Genomic DNA, 17,246 nt, shown 5'->3' on the forward strand with positions numbered 1-17,246 from the left:
GTTAAAACGTTATTTCCCTGAAGAAACTAGTTTAGTTCCAGGAAAATTCTCCTGGTAGCTGAGGTCCGGGGTGGGTGCGGTGTCGCAAAGCGTGCCAGGTGTGGAGAAACCAGCCCAGATGCGACGCGGAGCGGCGTAGACTCAAGAGATATCCACCCAGTAGATGGAGAGCGACATGGCACCGGAGTTCGTCCAGATGGAACTCGACCTGGAGATCGCTGACCGGATCATTGCCGCAGCGCTCCAGGAGGACTTGGCTTATGGCCCGGATGTGACCACCAGGGCGACTGTGGGGCCCGATGAACGTAGTATCGCGGTCATCCGCGCCCGGGAGGCGGGAACCATCGCCGGAGTCGAGCTGATGACCCGGGTACTTGCCCAGGTATCGACCGGCGACTTCCGGATCACACCCAGGGTGCGTGACGGGGCTCGGGTGGAACCGGGCGATGTGGTGTTGTTTATCGACGCCCTGACCCGCGACCTGCTCACCGCAGAACAGACCATGCTCAACCTGCTCACCCACATGTCTGGGATCGCCACCGCCACGGCGGTCTGGGTTGACGCTGTGGCTGGGAGCGGTGCCCGAATCCGGGATTCTCGCAGCACCCTGCCGGGGCTGCGGATGTTACAGAAGTATTCCGTCCGGGTCGGCGGGGGGTTTAATCACCGTCTCGGGCTCGGCGACCGGGCGATGGTTAAGGTCCACCACGCTGCCGCTGTCGGCGGTCTGGTACCGGCACTGCGGGCGGTGCGTGCCAAAGCCCCGCAGAAATGGTGCGAGGTCGATGTGCATAACCTCGAGCAGCTCGATGAGGTCCTCCGGGAACATCCGGAGGAAATCAAGCTCGAGAGTTTCGAGCTCTGGCAGACTCAGACCGCGGTGCAGCGACGCAATGCCCTCTCCGTGAACACCATGCTGGAATCAGGCGGGCGCCTGAGCTTGACGGAGGCCGTTGACCTGGCGAACTGCGGCGTGGACTTTATTGCGGTGGAGGCGTTGACCCGCTCGGTCACCGCGCTCGACCTGGTGCTCGAGATCCATTCCTAGCCCTGCCGGAGGGTGTTGAGTCCGGAACGGATGATCTCCAGGCCGCGGTAGAAATCCTCTTCGGCGGGCAGGTGTGCCGAATCGGTGCCCGTGCTTTCCGCTGCCTGTCGGGCTGACTGCTCGAGGACAGTGGAACCCATCACGAAGTGAAGCAGTGTTGCGGCACCGACCCGGCCATCGCCGCCCGGGATGGCGAGGCGGGTGGCGAGCGCGTCGAGAAGCTCTCCATGGAGGGAGGTCATCGACAGTGCAGCGCTCACCAGCTCTGCCCCATCACGGTGTAGTAGGAGTGTGTTCCTCAACACAGTGCACCAGGTGGCGGGGTCAGATTCTGAGGACTCAGAAATCGGTTGGAGGGCCGGGGCGAGGATTGTCCGGGCGATTGATTCGATCAAGGTCTGCTTATTTGCGAAATGCCAGTACAGTGCGCCCGGCGCTACCCCAAGATGGGTGGCTAGACGGCGCATGGTCATGTCGGCTAGGCCATAGGAATTAAGGATATCCAGCCCGGCCTCGAGGATCTTCTCCCTGGAAAGTCGCACGAAACCACACTAGTCGGCGCCGCCCACTGGCCGAAATGTACGGAATTTTAAGGATAAATAAAGGTGCTTGTTTGGGGAAGTTGGTAACCTTTTCCGGTACGTGCGCAGTTTGCTCGGGAAAACATGTGTACGCTTGCAGTTTCCCACGTTTTTGCTGCGACCTACTACCGATTCAGGAGATACTTTCAGTGCCGATTCTTTCCCCCCTCAAGAAGACCTTGGTCGCATCCGCACTCATCGCCCCGCTGGTTCTGGGTGCCTGTAGCTCCACCTCTGAGGAGGCCGCCGACACCACGACCACTGCCAGCTCGGCAGCTGTAGAGGTCTCCAACTCGGAGGTCGTCAGCGAGACCACCGCCAATGAGGAATCTGCTGCCGCGGACTCCACCGAGGCTGCCGCAGGTGCAGAGAACTCCAGTGCAGTAGCGGAAGATGCCGCGATTGATCCGGCTGTCACCGCCGCCGACCCGCTGGCCGCCAGCCAGCTCACCTTCGCTGAGCTGGCTCCGGTTGAAGGCGGCCAGCCCGCAAATGAGGCCGATCAGACTGCCATCACCGAGCTGGTCAACGGCATGTACGAGGCCACTACCCTCCACGGCTTCATCGGTTACCTGCCGGCCAACACCTGCAACGCAGTCATTCAGGAAAACGGTGGCGCCGCCGCCTTCGATCTGGCTGGTATTCAGGATGTGCCGCTGAACCTCATCCCCAACTTCGCTGCGGCGAACCCGAGCATCGAGAGCGTCGAGGACATTCAGATCGACGGTGACGTGGCCTCTGCGTCGGTCACCGCGGTTTCTGAGGGCCAGCCCCAGACCGACGTCCAGCGTTTCCGTCTGGAGGATGGGGCCTGGAAGTTCTGCAACTAGCCGTCAGCGGGTAGCCTGAGTTCCTATGACCGGAGCTACCGAGACTGCAGCCACCCCGCGCGCGAACCGGGGCCCCGTGACCAGGGCCGTCGGTTCCCTCGCGGGGTTTCTTGCCTTGAGCCTGATGGTCTACGCCGGAGTCGGGGCCCTGTGGGCACTGCTGCGGCCCACCTATGATGCCACCATCACTGATGCCGGTGGGGTTTATCTCACTCCGGCATTCAACGTCGAGTTCATGTCCTTCATTTCCTACACTGTTGCCACCGGACTTCTGGGGGTGCTGATGTCGCTGGTGATGTTCGTGACCTCGGAACACACCAGGGGACTGGTGGCCCTGATCTGGGTCACCTGCTGTGCTTTCCTCGGGGCGATGGTGTTCCTGGTGGTCGGCGACCAGCTCAGCCTCGTCCTGCATCCGATTCCGGAGCAGGACAGCCTGTCGGTGGGGGAGACCTTTAAGCTGCTACCAGGTATGCATCCCGGTATCGCGCTGGCCGCAGCCCCCTTCATGGCCTCGCTGGCCTACTGGTGTGCGGTACTGGTGTCCCCGGAGGAGGATTAGTCTCCTCGGGTGTGCCGCGGCGCTCAGTCCCGGCCAGAGTGCGGCCACCGCACCACGGATTCCCCGGTGGCGTCAGTGCTGATCACGTCCAGGGCATGGAGCACCTGGTTGATGGCCACCTCGGTATTGTGGCCGAGTTGGGCATCATTGAGTCCTTCGCCGACTGGGGCGGTGAACTCCACCCGGACCTGGAGGCCATCGTCATCTGAGTGGCAGAAAGCCTTGGTGTTGATCGCGGACTCATTCCAATCGTTGCAGAGCAGGAAGATCCGGAGGAAGTCACTTTCCGGGTCCAGGCCCGGATCCCAGTGCCCCTTGACCAGGTAGCTGGGACCGTTGTCGAGGAAGAAGCCGAAGAGCACCTCATTGACCCAGGCGATGATCACCTCATCGTCGCCCCGGGTCTTGCGCACCCCCAGGTCCGCCAGGGCGTCCCGGACCCGGTCCAGACTGACGGGATAGGGCAGATCGTGGTCAGCCTCACCCGAAGCCGGCTCGTCTTCCTCGTCCCGGGTGTCGTCGTGGAAAACCGGGAAGCCGGGCAGCTCATTGAACGGCACCGCAGATTTTTCCCGGGAGTTGGCTGCGGCAGCGTCCCCGGGCTCGCCGGGTTCGGGGTGGGGGTGATTGCCGCCTTCTGGGTCACTGCGTTCGCGCTCAGGGTCCGGTTCGCCGGAGTCCGGACCAGGGGATCGTCTGGTCATGAGCAGCGGGATCTCCGCTTCCGATGTGCTTGTCGGAAGACTGCCGTCCTGGAGCGCCCCGGGAAGGGCTTCCTGCAGTGCGCTGACATCGGCCTCGTGGCGGATTTCTGCGGTGGTGTCATCCTCATAGCGGAGGTGGGGGAAGTCCTGCAGTAGCTGCGCTACCGCCAACTGGATGGTTTCCATGGTCTCGTGGAGACCTTCGGCCAGTTGTTCACCGTTGAAGCCGCAACGGATCTGAAGCGCTGCCCGACTGTGGAGCTTGAGCCGACCCTGTCCATCGAGGCGGAAGGAGACGGTGGGGCCGAGGCGTTCCCGGTTCCAGGTGTTGATGGTGTGGGCGAGCATATTGACCTCGCTGAGGTCGAGCTCCTCACGGAGTTGACCGTCGAAGACCAGGGTTTCGGGGGAATCAGTGCTCAGGCCGTGGCCGCCCAGGAGGAAAACCGTGACCCGGTGATCGTTCCAGGGGAAGATGAGCCGGTCACTGGCGGGGTAGGAGCTGTAGCCGAAGCTCTCCCCGGCAGCCTTAACCGCAGCTAAGGTGACGGGCTCGGGGCGGGGTCCTTTGGTGTGGCCAGGACCGGCAGCATGTTCGCTCAAGGTGGGTTGATTCCTCTGATGGTCCGGGGCACCTCACCCTATCGGGGGTGGGTGACAGTGATCCTTCATTCTAACCGCTGAGGTCAGAGCCATGTGTGGTTTGAGGGGGGTTTTCAGTGCACTCTCGGGTAGCGCATACAATGAGACCGTGCGGTCTGATCCGGCTGCGGTGGTCCCGGGATCCCCGAGGTCACAGTAGCGGGAAATAGGCTTGCCATTGCCCATCGGCTCGAGAACCCCAGAAAGCTGTCTCCCATGCTGAACCTGATCGACCTGCGTGGTCGAACCCCTTCCGTGAGTGAACTTCGCCGTGCCCTTCCCCGGGGCGGCACGGATGTCAATGCGGTCCTGCCGATCGTGGCACCGATGGTTGAGGCGGTTCGACACCGTGGGGCCGAAGCGGCCCTGGAGTACAGCGAGAAGTTCGACAAGGTGAGACCATCATCGGTGCGCGTGGCACCGGAGGAACTGCGCAGGGCGCTGTCCGAACTGGAGCCGAAGGTGCGCGAGGCGCTGGAGGAAGCCATCGTCCGGGTGCGTACAGTGCACGCCGAACAGGTGCCGGCCTCTCACACCACGCAGCTGGGCCCCGGTGCTACCGTCACCGAGGTGTTCCTGCCGGTGGCCCGCGTAGGTCTCTACGTTCCCGGCGGCAATGCCGTCTACCCCTCCAGCGTGATCATGAATGTGGTGCCCGCCCAGGAAGCCGGGGTGGAGTCCCTGGTGGTCGCCTCCCCGCCACAGGAACAGTTCGGTGGCCTGCCGCACCCGACCATCCTGGCTGCCTGTGAGCTGCTGGGCGTGGAAGAGGTCTGGGCGGTCGGTGGTGGACAGGCGATCGCGCTGCTGGCCTACGGTGATGATTCGGCGGAGCTGGAGCCGGTGGACAAAATCACCGGCCCGGGAAATATCTTCGTCACTGCCGCGAAACGCCTGGTCAATGGGGTGGTTGGCATTGATTCCGAGGCGGGCCCCACCGAGATCGCCATTTTGGCCGATGATTCCGCCAATGCCGTCAACGTCGCCTATGACCTGATCAGCCAAGCGGAGCATGATGTCCTTGCCGCCTCAGTGCTGATCACTGATTCCGCCGAGCTGGCCGAGCAGGTCAACATCGAGGTCCAAGCCCGCTACGGCATCACCCGCAACGCTGAGCGAGTGTCAGAGGCGCTGAAGGGACAGCAGTCCGGCATCGTCCTGGTCGATGATCTGGAGACCGCCATCGCCGCCGCCGACGCCTACGCTGCGGAGCACCTTGAGGTTCACACCCGCAACGCCCGCGCCGTCGCCGAGCGGATCCGCAACGCCGGTGCCATCTTCGTCGGTGATTTCGCCCCAGTCCCACTGGGTGACTACGCCGCCGGCTCCAATCACGTGCTGCCGACCTCCGGCACCGCGCGTTTCAGCTCGGGCCTGACCACCCACACCTTCCTGCGCCCGGTCAACCTCATTGAATACGATGAGCCGGCGCTGAAGGAGATCAGCGATACCGTGATCGCGCTTGCCGACGCCGAGGACCTCCCAGCCCACGGTGAGGCGATCCGCGCCCGCTTTGAAGACCTGCGCGCCGCGCAGGAAAAGGAGTAACACCCATGACTGAAACACGCCAGCCGGCCGCCCTCGCCGCGGCCACCGAGCTCGCTGCGCTGCCGCTGCGGGCGGAACTTCGTGGTAAGTCCGCCTATGGGGCACCGCAGCTGGAGGTTCCCATCCGGCTCAACACCAATGAAAACCCCTACCCGCCCTCGGCTGCGCTGATCCAGGATCTGGTGGCCACCGTGGACAAGGTCGCCGCCGACCTCAACCGCTACCCCGAACGCGATGCCGTGGTGCTGCGTGAGGCCCTGGCCGGGTATGTCTCGACGCAGACCGGTGTTGAGGTATCCAAGGACAACCTCTGGGCCGCCAATGGTTCCAATGAGGTGCTGCAGCAGCTGCTCCAGGCCTTCGGTGGGCCAGGCCGCAAGGTGCTGGGTTTCCAGCCGAGTTATTCCATGCACCCCATCCTCGCGGCCGGTACCCAGACCGAGTTCCTCAACTGCCCCCGCGGCGCGGATTTCCGCATCGACAAGGCTGCCGCCCTGACAGCCATCGCCGAGCACGCCCCGGACATCATCTTCATCACCACCCCGAACAACCCCACCGGTGATGTCACCCCGCTCGAGGTCATCCGCGAATTGATTGCGGCCGCCCCCGGCATCGTCATCGTCGATGAGGCCTACGCCGAGTTCTCACCCTCTCCCTCCGCGACCACCCTGATCGCGGAGTACCCGGCGAAACTGGTGGTCTCCCGCACCATGTCCAAGGCCTTCGACTTCGCTGGCGGCCGGCTGGGCTACTTCGTCGCGGCCCCGGCCTTCATCGAGGCGGTCATGCTGGTGCGCCTGCCGTACCATCTCTCAGTGCTCTCCCAGGCTGCAGCGACCGTGGCCCTGCGCCACAGCGGTGACACCCTTGCAACCGTCGCAAAGCTGGCTGCGGAACGTGACCGGGTCGTCGCCCGGCTGAGCGAGCTCGACTTCGAGATCGTCCCCAGTGAATCCAACTTCGTCTTCTTCGGTCGTTTCCATGACCAACACGCCGCGTGGCAGGCCTTCCTCGACCACGATGTGCTGATCCGGGATGTCGGTGTGGCGGGCTACCTCCGCACCACCATCGGTCTGCCCTCGGAAAACGATGCCTTCCTGGCTGCGGCCCAGGCCGTCGCCGCAGCCAACCTCTAGAACCAGGAGTTCAAACCAGTGACCCAGCGTATTGGCCGTGCCACCCGCACCACCAGCGAGTCCGACATTTCCGTCGAAATCAACCTCGACGGCACCGGCAACGTCGACATCGACACCGGTCTGCCCTTCTTCGACCACATGCTCACCGCCTTCGGTGTGCACGGCAGCTTCGACCTGAAGGTGCATGCCAAGGGCGACATCGAGATCGATGCGCACCACACCGTCGAAGACACCGCCATCGTCATGGGCCAGGCGCTTCTCGAGGCAGTGGGGGACAAGAAGGGCATCCGCCGTTTCGGGTCCCAACAGTTGCCGATGGATGAGACCCTGGTGGAAGCCGTGGTTGATATCTCCGGCCGCCCCTATTTCGTGATCAAGGGCGAGCCCGATCAGATGATCTCTGCGGTGATCGGGGGTCACTACGCCACCGTGATCAACGAGCACTTCTTCGAGACGCTGGCCCTGAACTCACGCATCACCCTGCATGTGATCTGCCACCACGGCCGCGACCCGCACCACATCACCGAAGCCGAATACAAGGCCGTGGCCCGGGCCCTGCGCGCCGCCGTCGAGCTCGATCCCCGGGTCTCCGGAGTTCCTTCCACCAAGGGCGCACTGTAACTAATGGAGTCAATTGCTACAGTTGCTCAGGAACAGGCGGCCGAAAGTAATAACTGGCTGATCTACCTGCTGGTTCTGGTCGCCGGCCTCCTGGTGGGAGGCACCTATTCGGCGTACCAGACCGGCAATAAATTTCTGACCGTCATCATGGCGGTCCTGGCGGCCGTATCCGGTGTGGGTGCGGTCATATGGTTGATTGGAGCAATGACTTAAGTGGTGACCCGGGCTCTTAAGAGAGACGAGATCGAGAAACTCGACAGTATCTGGAAGAGCCCAGGCTTCATCGCCACTCTCGTCGCGGTGGCCGCGGCCTTCGGCAGCTGGTCCATGCTGCTGCCGGTGATCCCGCTGGCTGTGATCGACAACGGCGGGTCCGACCTCCTCGCTGGATCCGCCACCGGCATTTTCATGGCGGCCACCGTTGCCACCCAGATCCTGACACCGGCCTCGCTGCGTAAATTCGGATATAACCCGGTGATGGTCTTCGCCGCCTTCATGCTTGGTGCCCCCACCCTCGGCTACCTCCTGGGACTGGACACCTTCAATGTCCTCTTCTTCTCGGCGCTGCGCGGCATCGGCTTCGGCGCGATCACCGTCGCCCAGTCCGCTCTGGTGGCGGAACTGGTTCCGATGAGATTCCTGGGCAAGGGCTCCGGCATGCTGGGCGTGTTCATCGGGCTGTCCCAGATGATCTTCCTGCCGATGGGACTGGCCATCGGCCGAACCTTCAGCTTCGACCTGGCCTATGTGGTGGCTACCGTGGTGGCCTTGGTCGCGGCCCTGATGTGCCTGCGCATCCCCCGGCTCAAGGCCACACCCCAGGTGGTCCGGGTGAGCGGGGACACCGCCGATGCCCAGGTTGCGACCTGGAAACTGGTCACCGTTCCGGCACTGGCAATGATCTGCCTGTCCATGAGTTTTGGTGCGGTCTCCTCTTTCCTCCCGGCTGCTGTCCGCGAGCTTGATCCGGTCACCGGTGCGATTATCGGTGGTGTGATGCTCTCCATCGCCGGTGGCTCGGCGATGATCTTCCGCTATCTCTCCGGCACGATCGCAGACCGTCGTGGTGCCCCAGGCACCACCATGATCCCGGCGCAGATCATCGCCTTCTCCGGCGTAGCGCTGATGGCCCTGACCCTCTACACCGGTGGTTCGGTCTGGTGGCTGGTGCTTGCCGCCATCATGTTCGGCGGTGGTTTCGGCATGGTCCAGAATGAGGCACTGCTGACCATGTTCCTGCGGCTACCACGTTCCAAAGTCTCCGAGGCCTCCGCGATCTGGAATATCTCCTATGACGCCGGCACCGGTCTGGGTTCCTTCGTCCTCGGTGCTGTGGCCGCCCAGCTGGCCTACCAGGGCGCTTTCGGGGTTGGGGCGGCTATCGCCCTAGTGGGCGTCGTGTTGACGGTGGCTGACCGCCTCGTCGGAAAATACCGCCATCCTGACCGCGGCACTACCCAGGCGCGGCTGCGTTAGCCAACGACACCCGCCAGGATGGCGGTGCAGGAGAGAGGTAAGCAACCCGATAACAGCGAAACCGGGAGGGTGGAATAAACTTCCGTTCATGACTAAGACCGTCGCGTTGCTCGACTATGGATCCGGAAACCTACGTTCGGCCCAGCGTGCCGTAGAACGGGTCGGTGCCCGGGTCATCGTCACCAATGATCCCCGGGAGGTGCTGGCCGCCGACGGTTTGCTCGTGCCCGGCGTCGGCGCCTACGCAGCCTGCATGGAAGGGCTGAAGAAGGTGAACGGCCCGCGCCTGATCGGGGAGCGGTTGGCCGGGGGGCGCCCGGTCCTGGGTATCTGTGTGGGTATGCAGGTGCTCTTCGAAACCGGCGTCGAGCACGGCATCACCACCGCCGGCTGCGGTGAGTGGCCCGGGACCGTCGAGAAGCTCCAGACGAAGGTGCTGCCGCACATGGGCTGGAACACTATTGAAAACACCGCTGGCTCGAAGATGTTCGAGGGCATTGACGAGGCCGCGCGATTCTATTTCGTGCACTCCTATGGCGTACGTAACTGGGAGTTCCTCGGCGATGACCTGACCACCCCGCCGCAGGTGCTCTGGGCGGCCCAGGATTCCGACCGTTTTGTGGCTGCGGTGGAGAACGGGCCGCTCTGGGCGACCCAGTTCCACCCGGAGAAATCTGGTGATGCCGGGGCGCAATTGCTACGTAACTGGGTGGATTCGCTCTAACCTCCGCGGCGCAGGCGCTACACTGGTTAACCATGAGCTTCACACTTCTTCCCGCCGTTGATGTTGTCGACGGCCAAGCGGTTCGTCTCGACCAAGGCGAAGCCGGTACCGAAAAGTCCTATGGATCCCCGATTGAGGCTGCCCTGAACTGGCAGGAACAGGGGGCGGAGTGGCTGCACTTCGTCGACCTGGACGCTGCCTTCAACCGCGGCTCCAACCTTGAGATGATGACGGAGATCGTCGCCCAGCTCGACATTAAGGTCGAGCTGACCGGTGGTATCCGCGATGATGCCTCCCTGGAGCGCGCGCTGGCCACCGGCGCCTCCCGGGTCAACATCGGCACCGCAGCACTGGAGAACCCCGAGTGGATCGGCCAGGTGCTCGCTTCCCACGGAGACAAGATTGCCGTGGATATTGCGGTACGCAACATCGACGGGGAGTGGCGTACCCGCGGCAACGGCTGGGTCTCCGATGGGGGGGACCTCTGGGAGGTCCTCGAACGCCTGGATTCCCAGGGCTGCACCCGTTTCGTGGTCACTGACGTCTCCAAGGACGGTACCCTGAGCGGCCCGAACGTTGAGCTGCTGCGCGAGGTCGCCGCCGCCACCGACGCCAAGATCGTCGCCTCCGGTGGCATCTCCACGCTCGAAGATGTGCTGGAGCTGGCCAAATACCAGGACGAGGGCATCGACTCTGCCATCATCGGCAAAGCACTCTATGAGAAGCGTTTCACCCTCCGTGAAGCCCTCTCAGCGGTTGCCGCGCTCTAACTGATCCATCGGGTGACCAGATCCCGGTCATGTCCGTATGAGGAGGGGGTATCCGAGGTGATTGATCCCGGTCAGCTGCTGCGCATCGCCGAGGCGGCCGTCTCTGAGGCGGAACGCAGATTCATTCATGGCCTCGGCGCGGACCCCCACGAGTTCAAGGACACCGGGGATTTCGCCACCGAGGTTGATCTCGAAATCGAGCAGCACCTGCGGGAAGTGTTGTTCGCCCGCACCGGAATCCCGGTCTTCGGAGAGGAATCCGGGGGCGAGATCAACTGCTCCCGGGTATGGATAGTCGACCCGATCGACGGCACCGCCAACTACGCTGCGGGAAATCCCCTCTGTGCCATCCTCGTCAGTCTGCTCGAGGATGGGCAACCAGTGGTGGCCGTCACCTCCATTCCGATGCTGGGTCGGCGACTCAGCGCACATCGCTCATCGCCGCTCTACCTCAACGGGCGTGCCCTGGCACCGCTCCGGGACCCGGATAAGCTGGTCGCCCAGATCGGCTTTTCCTCGGTGGCCTCACCCCTGAACTCCCGCTTTCCTACCCTGGTCCGTCAGGGCCTGCTGGCGGAGCTGGCGGAAACCTACCTGCGTCCCCGCATCACCGGTTCCGTGGGCGTGGACCTGGCCTTCACCGCCCAGGGAATTTTTGGCGGTGCGGTGTCGTTGTCCCCGAATGTCTGGGACAATGCCGCCGGTGTCCTGCTGATCCGGGCGGCCGGGGGAGTGGTCACCGGAGTCGCGGGAGAACCCTGGACAACCGCTTCGGCGGGCGTGATCGCGGGCAATGCGGAAGCTCACACCGCCATCATGGGTACGATGAACAAGATCCTGAACCAGTAGTGAAACCCTGGTGAACAGGCGAATAGAATTCAGTGGAAAGGGGAGCGGCACCTCATGGCAGTCGCAGTCCGCGTGATCCCGTGTCTCGATGTCGACAATGGCCGGGTGGTCAAAGGCGTCAACTTCGAGAACCTCCGCGATGCCGGTGATCCGGTGGAGCTGGCCAAGCGCTACAACGAGGAAGGCGCCGATGAGTTGACCTTCCTTGACGTCAGCGCCTCCAAACAGGGGCGGGGCACCATGCTGGAGGTGGTGCGTCGCACTGCCGAGCAGGTATTCATCCCGCTGACCGTCGGTGGTGGCGTCCGTAGCGAGGCGGACGTGGACCAGCTGCTGCGCGCCGGGGCCGATAAAGTCTCGGTCAACAGCTCCGCCATCGCCCGTCCCGAGCTGCTCACCGAACTGTCCCACCGGTTTGGCGCCCAGTGCATCGTGCTCAGTGTCGACGCCCGCCGTGTCCCCGAAGGCGGCACCCCGCAGCCCTCCGGGTTTGAGGTAACCACCCACGGCGGCACCCGCTCCGCGGGTCTCGACGCCATCGAGTGGGCCCGCCGCGGCGAGGAACTCGGCGTCGGTGAGATCCTGCTCAATTCCATGGACGGTGACGGCACCAAGGCCGGCTTCGATATTGAGCTGCTGAAGAAGGTCCGGGCAGTGGTGTCCGTCCCGGTGATCGCCTCCGGTGGTGCCGGAAAGGCCGAGCACTTCCCGCCTGCCGTGGCCGCCGGTGCCGATGCCGTGCTCGCCGCCAGCATCTTCCACTTCGGTGAGGTCTCCATCAGCGAGGTCAAGCAGGCCATCGCTGACGCGGGATACGAGGTTCGCTGGTGAGCGCGGACAACCCGGCTGAGTATGAGCTGGCCCCGGATATCGCTGCCCGACTCAAGCCCAATGATGCCGGGCTCGTTCCGGCGGTGGTGCAGGCCGCAGAGACCGGAGAAGTACTCATGATGGCCTGGATGGATGACCACGCCCTGGCCTATACCCTGGCCAGTCGGCGTGGCACCTACTACTCCCGTTCCCGCGATGAGTACTGGATCAAGGGACTGACCTCCGGACATACCCAGGAAGTCACTGAGGTCCGCCTGGACTGCGATGGCGACACCATCCTGCTCAAGGTCAACCAGGTCGGCGGCGCCTGCCACACCGGCGAACGCACCTGCTTCGATGCCGATCAGCTACTCTGACCGGATCTTAAACATCAATCCCCCGGAAGGAACCCTCTGTGAGCACGACAACTGCCCCTGACCGCCGGAACTCCCGGATCGCGGCACTGTTGCTCGGCCTCGGCGCCCTCGTCCTGTGGGCTGCATCCCGGATGAACTGGATCACCGTTGAAGCCTATGACGATAAGTCGGGGGCGGTCAGCCAGCAGATCGTCGGTGCCACCTGGTCCACCGAGGCCACCGCCGTGGCCCTGCTACTGATTGCCGGGTGCGTCGCTGGGTTGGCACTGCGCCGCATTGGCCGCCGGATCGTCGGTGTGGTGGGTGCGCTGGCGGCGATCGGTGCCAGCTGGGCCCCGCTGAATCTCCTGGCGGGGGAGCCGGATCCCGAACGCGCCCGCCTGATCCTGACCTCCGCGCAGTCCAGCCAGCGGGCCAGTGATCCGGTGGCGCTCTCGGAGTGGGCGCAGCTGCTGGATATCCAGCTCATCACCATGGGGCCGGTGTTGGCGATGACCGGCTGTGCACTGGCACTGTTCGGCGGTGTCATGCTGGCGGCGAAGCCCGGGCAGGACTCCGCACAGCTCAACAAGTATGAGCGCAAGCGCAATCGTGAGGCACGGATCGTCGATGATCTCAAGAGCGCCCCGGATTCCGGCCGGGTGATGTGGGACGCCCTCGACGCCGACATCGACCCCACCGATGAGTTACCGGGGGAGACCGACGACCGGAAATAGCGGCGGGGCCAGCGGAACCGGTCGAGCGGGGTTATCAGGAGGTACCACCTTCCGATAACCCCGATTTCTTTGTGCCCAGGTGTATTAGCTAGCCTTGATTGTTAAGCCCCTGGTGGCCTGAGTCACCATTGGACCAAGGAGCGGAAGCAGGGAGATCATGGACGCGTCGGCGCATGTGGAGCGGCTTTTGGCTGGGGTTTCCGCAGATGTGGCGGCCCGTGAGGCCGTGGTACCTTTCACCGATATCAAAGCTCTGTCCCGGAGTGTCGATCCGGCCCGGGACGCCAGGTCGGCGTTGCTGGCCCGGGGTTGTGGCGTGATCGCCGAGATCAAGCGGGCGATGCCGGGCAGAGGCCCGATCGCCGAGGTGGCCTCCATCCCGGACCTGGCCCGGGAGTTCGAGAAGGGAGGCGCGGCATTGATCGCCTGCCACACCGACCGGCATTATTACCAGGGTTCACTGGCGGATATGTCTGCGGCCCGGGGTGCGGTGGAAGTTCCGATCATCTGCCGCGACATCATCGTCGACCCCTATCAGATCCATGAGGCCCGCTATCACGGTGCTGATGTGGTCCCACTGCAGGTGGGGCTATTGGACCGGCACCGGATGGAATCCCTCTTCGACCGGATTGAATCCCTCGGTATGCTCGCCATGCTGGAGGTCCGCACCCCGGCGCAGGCTGAGGTGGCTGTCGACCTCGGGGCCCGGCTGGTGGGGATCAACGCCCGCCGGCTCAGCGGCCAGGAACTGAACCGGGCGGCCTTCGCCGAGATCGTGCCGCTGCTACCCCCGGAGACCATCCGGGTGGCCATGTCTGGGGTGAGTTCCCCCGGCGAGTTGCTCTCCTATGCGGCCGCCGGGGCGGATGCGGTCATCATCGGGGAGCGCCTGATGACCTCTGACACCCCGGGTAGCCTGACCCGCACCCTGGTCGCCGCCGGGCAGCATCCCTCCTGTCCTTCCCGCTGACCCCGCGCTCGCGGCGTCGTTAAGCATCGGGCAGACTGTGGGGGTGCACGTCGACTATCTCGCAAATATCCCATCCCCGCCCCAAGGTGTCTGGCACCTCGGGCCTATTCCACTTCGCGCCTATGCGCTCTGCATCATCCTCGGCATGCTGGTTGCGCTCTGGCTGACCCAGCGCCGCTATATCGCCCGCGGTGGGGATGGTGAGGTCGTCTGGGATGCCGCGATCGTGGCCATTCCCGCCGGTATCATCGGCGGCCGGCTCTATCACGTGATCACCGACTACGACAAGTACTTCTGTGATGGCTGTAACCCGATGAGTGCCTTCAATATCACCGCTGGTGGTCTGGGCATCTGGGGCGCTGTGGCCCTCGGTGGCCTGGCGGTGTGGGCGCTGTTCCGGTATAAGGGTCTGAAACTGGGTCCCTTCGCTGATGCAGTGGCCCCGGGCATCATCCTGGCCCAGGCGATTGGCCGGTTGGGTAACTGGTTCAACCAGGAGATCTACGGCCGGGAAACCGATGTGCCCTGGGCCCTGGAGATTTACTACCGGGTGGATGCCAATGGTGAATATGACCCGCTCAACGGTACTTCCACGGGCGAGGTGCTGAGTACCGTTCATCCGACCTTTCTCTATGAGCTGCTGTGGAATGTGCTGATCTTCCTGCTCCTGATCTGGGCCGACCGTCGCTTCAAGATCGGACATGGCCGACTCTTCGCGCTCTATGTCGCCGGCTACACCTTGGGCCGTTTCTGGATCGAACTGATGCGTGCCGACGCCGCGACGCTGATCTTCGGGCTGCGGGTGAACACCATCGTCTCGGTGGTGGTCTTCCTCGGAGCGGTGATCGTCTTCCTGCTGCTGACGAAGGGGCGGGAGAGCCCGGAAGAGGTTTCCCGCATCAAGCCCAGCCGTCGCAAGGCAATGGATGGCGAGGTTGCGGTGGGCGTCGGAGGAGTTGAGGGGATCAACGGACCCACCGGGTCTGAAGGGACTGCCGGGGGCGGGGTCCCACCGGAATCCCCTCCGGAAAAGATGTGATCATTAAGGTCGGGGTCTAAGATTGGTCCGACTGCCGGAAACGGTCATAAAGATATCGAGACAAAACAAGGGTAGTTTGGAAACCACGTGCCCGTTCTAACACTGTGAGAGCCGGATAGACGAGTAAATCCACCCGGTCGGGCACAAGTTGACCATCCGGGCGGAAACGTGGGCCCGACAAACACGACTGAAGGATTAGGTTGGAGATCGTGGATAGAAGAACGAAGATCGTATGTACTCTCGGCCCTGCTGTTGCCAGCAAGGACGGCATCCTCGGCCTGGTAAATGACGGCATGAACGTCGCCCGGCTGAACTTCTCGCACGGCGATCACGCTGATCACGAGCAGAACTATCACTGGGTCCGCGAAGCCTCCGATGAGACCGGTAAGGCAGTGGGTATCCTCGCTGACCTGCAGGGTCCGAAGATCCGTCTCGGCCGTTTCAAGGAGGGTGCCACCGTTTGGGAAAACGGCGAGACCGTCCGTATCACCGTCGATGAGATTGACGGCACCCATGACCGGGTGTCCACCACCTACAAGAACCTGGCCCGCGATGCGAAGCCGGGCGACCGGCTGCTCATTGATGACGGCAAGGTCGGCCTGGTCTGCATCGAGGTCGACGGCAATGACGTCGTCTGCGAGGTCACCGAGGGTGGCCCGGTCTCCAACAACAAGGGTGTTTCCCTGCCGGGCATGGATATCTCCGTGCCGGCCTTGTCGGAGAAGGACAAGCGGGACCTGCGCTTCGCGCTGAGCCTCGGTGTGGACTTCATCGCACTGTCCTTCGTGCGTTCCCCGGCCGATGTCGAGCTCGTCCGCGAGATCATGGACGAGGAGGGGCGCCGTGTCCCGGTGATCGCGAAGTTGGAGAAGCCGGAGGCCGTCGACGCACTCGAGTCCATCGTCCTGGCTTTCGACGCCATCATGGTCGCCCGTGGTGACCTCGGTGTCGAGGTTCCGTTGGAGCAGGTGCCGCTGGTGCAGAAGCGTGCGATCCAGATCGCCCGTGAAAACGCCAAGCCGGTCATCGTGGCCACCCAGATGCTCGACTCCATGATCGAGAACTCGCGCCCGACCCGCGCCGAGGCTTCCGACGTCGCCAACGCCGTCCTCGACGGTGCCGACGCCGTGATGCTCTCCGGCGAGACCTCCGTGGGCAAGGATCCGGGCAACGTCGTCCGCACCATGTCCCGGATCGTCAAGTACGCGGAGACCGATGGCCGCGTGCCCTCACTGAATCACATCCCGCGCACCAAGCGTGGTGTGATCTCCTACTCGGCACGTGATATCGCCGAGCGTCTGAACGCCAAGGCACTGGTGGCCTTCACCACCTCCGGTGACACCGCACGTCGTGTCGCCCGCCTGCACTCGCAGCTGCCGCTGCTGGTGTTCACACCGGATCAGGCTGTTCGTTCCCAGCTTTCGCTGACCTGGGGTGCCGAGACCTTCCTCTGCCCGCAGGTCCAGGACACTGACGGCATGATGCAGGAGGTGGACCGGGCGCTGCTGGCGATGGATAAGTACGAGGTCGACGACATGATGGTCGTCGTCGCAGGTACCCCGCCCGGAGTTGCTGGCAACACCAACATGATTCACGTGCACCTGCTCGGTGAGGACGTGAGCGTGGTCAAGCCTTAATCGCCGAGGCCTACCTGGCTGATTCTTCCATCAGGCTGCCATGTACGGAACCCCGTCGTGAGCAGGAGAATAATTCTCCTGGTTACGGCGGGTTTTCCCGTCTATAAGACAGTCCTAATGTGTTCGCTTTGTGCCTGGCAGTAGGGTGCGCCACCCTACGGGGCTAGCGGGTGCGATATCGGTAGCGGAACCTCCGCTGGCAGTTT

General features: G+C 63.5%; 18 protein-coding genes and 1 pseudogene. 17 read left to right on the plus strand and 2 right to left on the minus strand.

The genetic code is table 11. From position 1 onward, the window contains the following. Positions 1–175: 175 nt before the first annotated feature. Positions 176–1,048 carry a carboxylating nicotinate-nucleotide diphosphorylase gene (gene nadC / locus ACTU46_RS01655; protein ID WP_443378312.1) on the plus strand — a complete coding sequence of 291 codons (873 nt, stop codon included), beginning with the start codon at positions 176–178 and terminating at the stop codon, positions 1,046–1,048. Here the strand turns inward: nadC and ACTU46_RS01660 are convergent. Then, entirely contained in the window at positions 1,045–1,590 is a 546-nt protein-coding gene (locus tag ACTU46_RS01660) for a TetR family transcriptional regulator (protein WP_443378314.1), read from the minus strand. The genes nadC and ACTU46_RS01660 overlap by 4 nt on opposite strands. 188 nt (positions 1,591–1,778) lie before the next feature. Between ACTU46_RS01660 and ACTU46_RS01665 the strand changes: the two genes are divergently transcribed. Both ACTU46_RS01665 and ACTU46_RS01670 read left to right on the plus strand, forming a co-directional pair. Next, positions 1,779–2,459 (plus strand): hypothetical protein, encoded by a 681-nt coding sequence (locus ACTU46_RS01665; RefSeq protein WP_443378316.1) that lies wholly within the window; start codon positions 1,779–1,781, stop codon positions 2,457–2,459. A 25-nt stretch (positions 2,460–2,484) separates the two neighbouring features. Next, entirely contained in the window at positions 2,485–3,021 is a 537-nt protein-coding gene (locus tag ACTU46_RS01670) for a hypothetical protein (protein ID WP_443378318.1), read from the plus strand. A 23-nt stretch (positions 3,022–3,044) separates the two neighbouring features. On the opposite strand, the gene ACTU46_RS01675 is transcribed toward ACTU46_RS01670, so the two are convergent. Further along, complete coding sequence (locus tag ACTU46_RS01675) at positions 3,045–4,328, minus strand: YbjN domain-containing protein (protein ID WP_443378320.1); 1,284 nt, start codon at positions 4,326–4,328, stop codon at positions 3,045–3,047. A 255-nt stretch (positions 4,329–4,583) separates the two neighbouring features. Between ACTU46_RS01675 and hisD the strand changes: the two genes are divergently transcribed. The 14 genes and pseudogenes from hisD to pyk all read left to right on the plus strand — a co-directional run bounded on the left by hisD (position 4,584) and on the right by pyk (position 17,040). Beyond that, positions 4,584–5,915 (plus strand): histidinol dehydrogenase, encoded by a 1,332-nt coding sequence (gene hisD / locus ACTU46_RS01680; RefSeq protein ID WP_443378322.1) that lies wholly within the window; start codon positions 4,584–4,586, stop codon positions 5,913–5,915. A 5-nt stretch (positions 5,916–5,920) separates the two neighbouring features. Then, positions 5,921–7,051: a histidinol-phosphate transaminase gene (locus tag ACTU46_RS01685; protein ID WP_443378324.1), complete on the plus strand. Its 1,131-nt coding sequence runs from the start codon at positions 5,921–5,923 to the stop codon at positions 7,049–7,051. 18 nt (positions 7,052–7,069) lie between these two features. Further along, the gene (gene hisB, locus ACTU46_RS01690) at positions 7,070–7,672 is read left to right on the plus strand and encodes an imidazoleglycerol-phosphate dehydratase HisB (protein ID WP_443378325.1); all 603 of its coding nucleotides are present in this window, start codon (positions 7,070–7,072) and stop codon (positions 7,670–7,672) included. A 3-nt stretch (positions 7,673–7,675) separates the two neighbouring features. Then, the gene (locus ACTU46_RS01695) at positions 7,676–7,885 is read left to right on the plus strand and encodes a hypothetical protein (RefSeq protein ID WP_443378327.1); all 210 of its coding nucleotides are present in this window, start codon (positions 7,676–7,678) and stop codon (positions 7,883–7,885) included. Beyond that, on the plus strand, positions 7,886–9,148 hold the full coding sequence (locus tag ACTU46_RS01700) for an MFS transporter (protein WP_443378329.1): 1,263 nt from the start codon (positions 7,886–7,888) through the stop codon (positions 9,146–9,148). Positions 9,149–9,236: 88 nt separating this feature from the next. Continuing rightward, the gene (gene hisH, locus ACTU46_RS01705) at positions 9,237–9,872 is read left to right on the plus strand and encodes an imidazole glycerol phosphate synthase subunit HisH (protein WP_443378331.1); all 636 of its coding nucleotides are present in this window, start codon (positions 9,237–9,239) and stop codon (positions 9,870–9,872) included. Positions 9,873–9,904: 32 nt separating this feature from the next. Further along, positions 9,905–10,642, plus strand: coding sequence for a bifunctional 1-(5-phosphoribosyl)-5-((5-phosphoribosylamino)methylideneamino)imidazole-4-carboxamide isomerase/phosphoribosylanthranilate isomerase PriA (priA, locus tag ACTU46_RS01710; protein WP_443378333.1), 738 nt, complete (start codon positions 9,905–9,907; stop codon positions 10,640–10,642). Between the two features lie 57 nt (positions 10,643–10,699). After that, positions 10,700–11,491 carry an inositol monophosphatase family protein gene (locus ACTU46_RS01715; protein ID WP_443378335.1) on the plus strand — a complete coding sequence of 264 codons (792 nt, stop codon included), beginning with the start codon at positions 10,700–10,702 and terminating at the stop codon, positions 11,489–11,491. 54 nt (positions 11,492–11,545) lie between these two features. Further along, positions 11,546–12,322 (plus strand): imidazole glycerol phosphate synthase subunit HisF, encoded by a 777-nt coding sequence (hisF, locus tag ACTU46_RS01720; protein WP_443378337.1) that lies wholly within the window; start codon positions 11,546–11,548, stop codon positions 12,320–12,322. Further along, positions 12,319–12,678: a phosphoribosyl-AMP cyclohydrolase gene (gene hisI, locus ACTU46_RS01725; protein ID WP_443378338.1), complete on the plus strand. Its 360-nt coding sequence runs from the start codon at positions 12,319–12,321 to the stop codon at positions 12,676–12,678. The genes hisF and hisI overlap by 4 nt, the downstream gene beginning before the upstream one ends. Positions 12,679–12,716: 38 nt before the next feature. Further along, the gene (locus tag ACTU46_RS01730) at positions 12,717–13,394 is read left to right on the plus strand and encodes a TIGR02234 family membrane protein (RefSeq protein WP_443378340.1); all 678 of its coding nucleotides are present in this window, start codon (positions 12,717–12,719) and stop codon (positions 13,392–13,394) included. Positions 13,395–13,551: 157 nt separating this feature from the next. Then, positions 13,552–14,364, plus strand: coding sequence for an indole-3-glycerol phosphate synthase TrpC (locus ACTU46_RS01735; protein WP_443378342.1), 813 nt, complete (start codon positions 13,552–13,554; stop codon positions 14,362–14,364). Positions 14,365–14,407: 43 nt separating this feature from the next. Next, positions 14,408–15,256 (plus strand): annotated as a pseudogene (lgt, locus tag ACTU46_RS01740) (prolipoprotein diacylglyceryl transferase); the annotation flags it as partial. 356 nt (positions 15,257–15,612) lie between these two features. Beyond that, positions 15,613–17,040, plus strand: a complete 1,428-nt coding sequence (gene pyk, locus ACTU46_RS01745) for a pyruvate kinase (RefSeq protein WP_443378343.1) — start codon at positions 15,613–15,615, stop codon at positions 17,038–17,040. Positions 17,041–17,246 lie beyond the last annotated feature (206 nt).

Source organism: Corynebacterium sp. A21, assembly GCF_052266655.1.
Lineage (GTDB): Bacteria > Actinomycetota > Actinomycetes > Mycobacteriales > Mycobacteriaceae > Corynebacterium.

Bases quoted from the DNA above. Each gene is read 5' to 3' on its own strand.
- ACTU46_RS01670 (WP_443378318.1), top strand. From the start codon at position 2,485: ATGACCGGAGCTACCGAGACTGCAGCCACCCCGCGCGCGAACCGGGGC.
- hisD (WP_443378322.1), top strand. From the start codon at position 4,584: ATGCTGAACCTGATCGACCTGCGTGGTCGAACCCCTTCCGTGAGTGAA.
- priA (WP_443378333.1), top strand. From the start codon at position 9,905: ATGAGCTTCACACTTCTTCCCGCCGTTGATGTTGTCGACGGCCAAGCG.
- ACTU46_RS01695 (WP_443378327.1), top strand. From the start codon at position 7,676: ATGGAGTCAATTGCTACAGTTGCTCAGGAACAGGCGGCCGAAAGTAAT.
- ACTU46_RS01685 (WP_443378324.1), top strand. From the start codon at position 5,921: ATGACTGAAACACGCCAGCCGGCCGCCCTCGCCGCGGCCACCGAGCTC.
- hisF (WP_443378337.1), top strand. From the start codon at position 11,546: ATGGCAGTCGCAGTCCGCGTGATCCCGTGTCTCGATGTCGACAATGGC.
- hisH (WP_443378331.1), top strand. From the start codon at position 9,237: ATGACTAAGACCGTCGCGTTGCTCGACTATGGATCCGGAAACCTACGT.
- nadC (WP_443378312.1), top strand. From the start codon at position 176: ATGGCACCGGAGTTCGTCCAGATGGAACTCGACCTGGAGATCGCTGAC.
- ACTU46_RS01735 (WP_443378342.1), top strand. From the start codon at position 13,552: ATGGACGCGTCGGCGCATGTGGAGCGGCTTTTGGCTGGGGTTTCCGCA.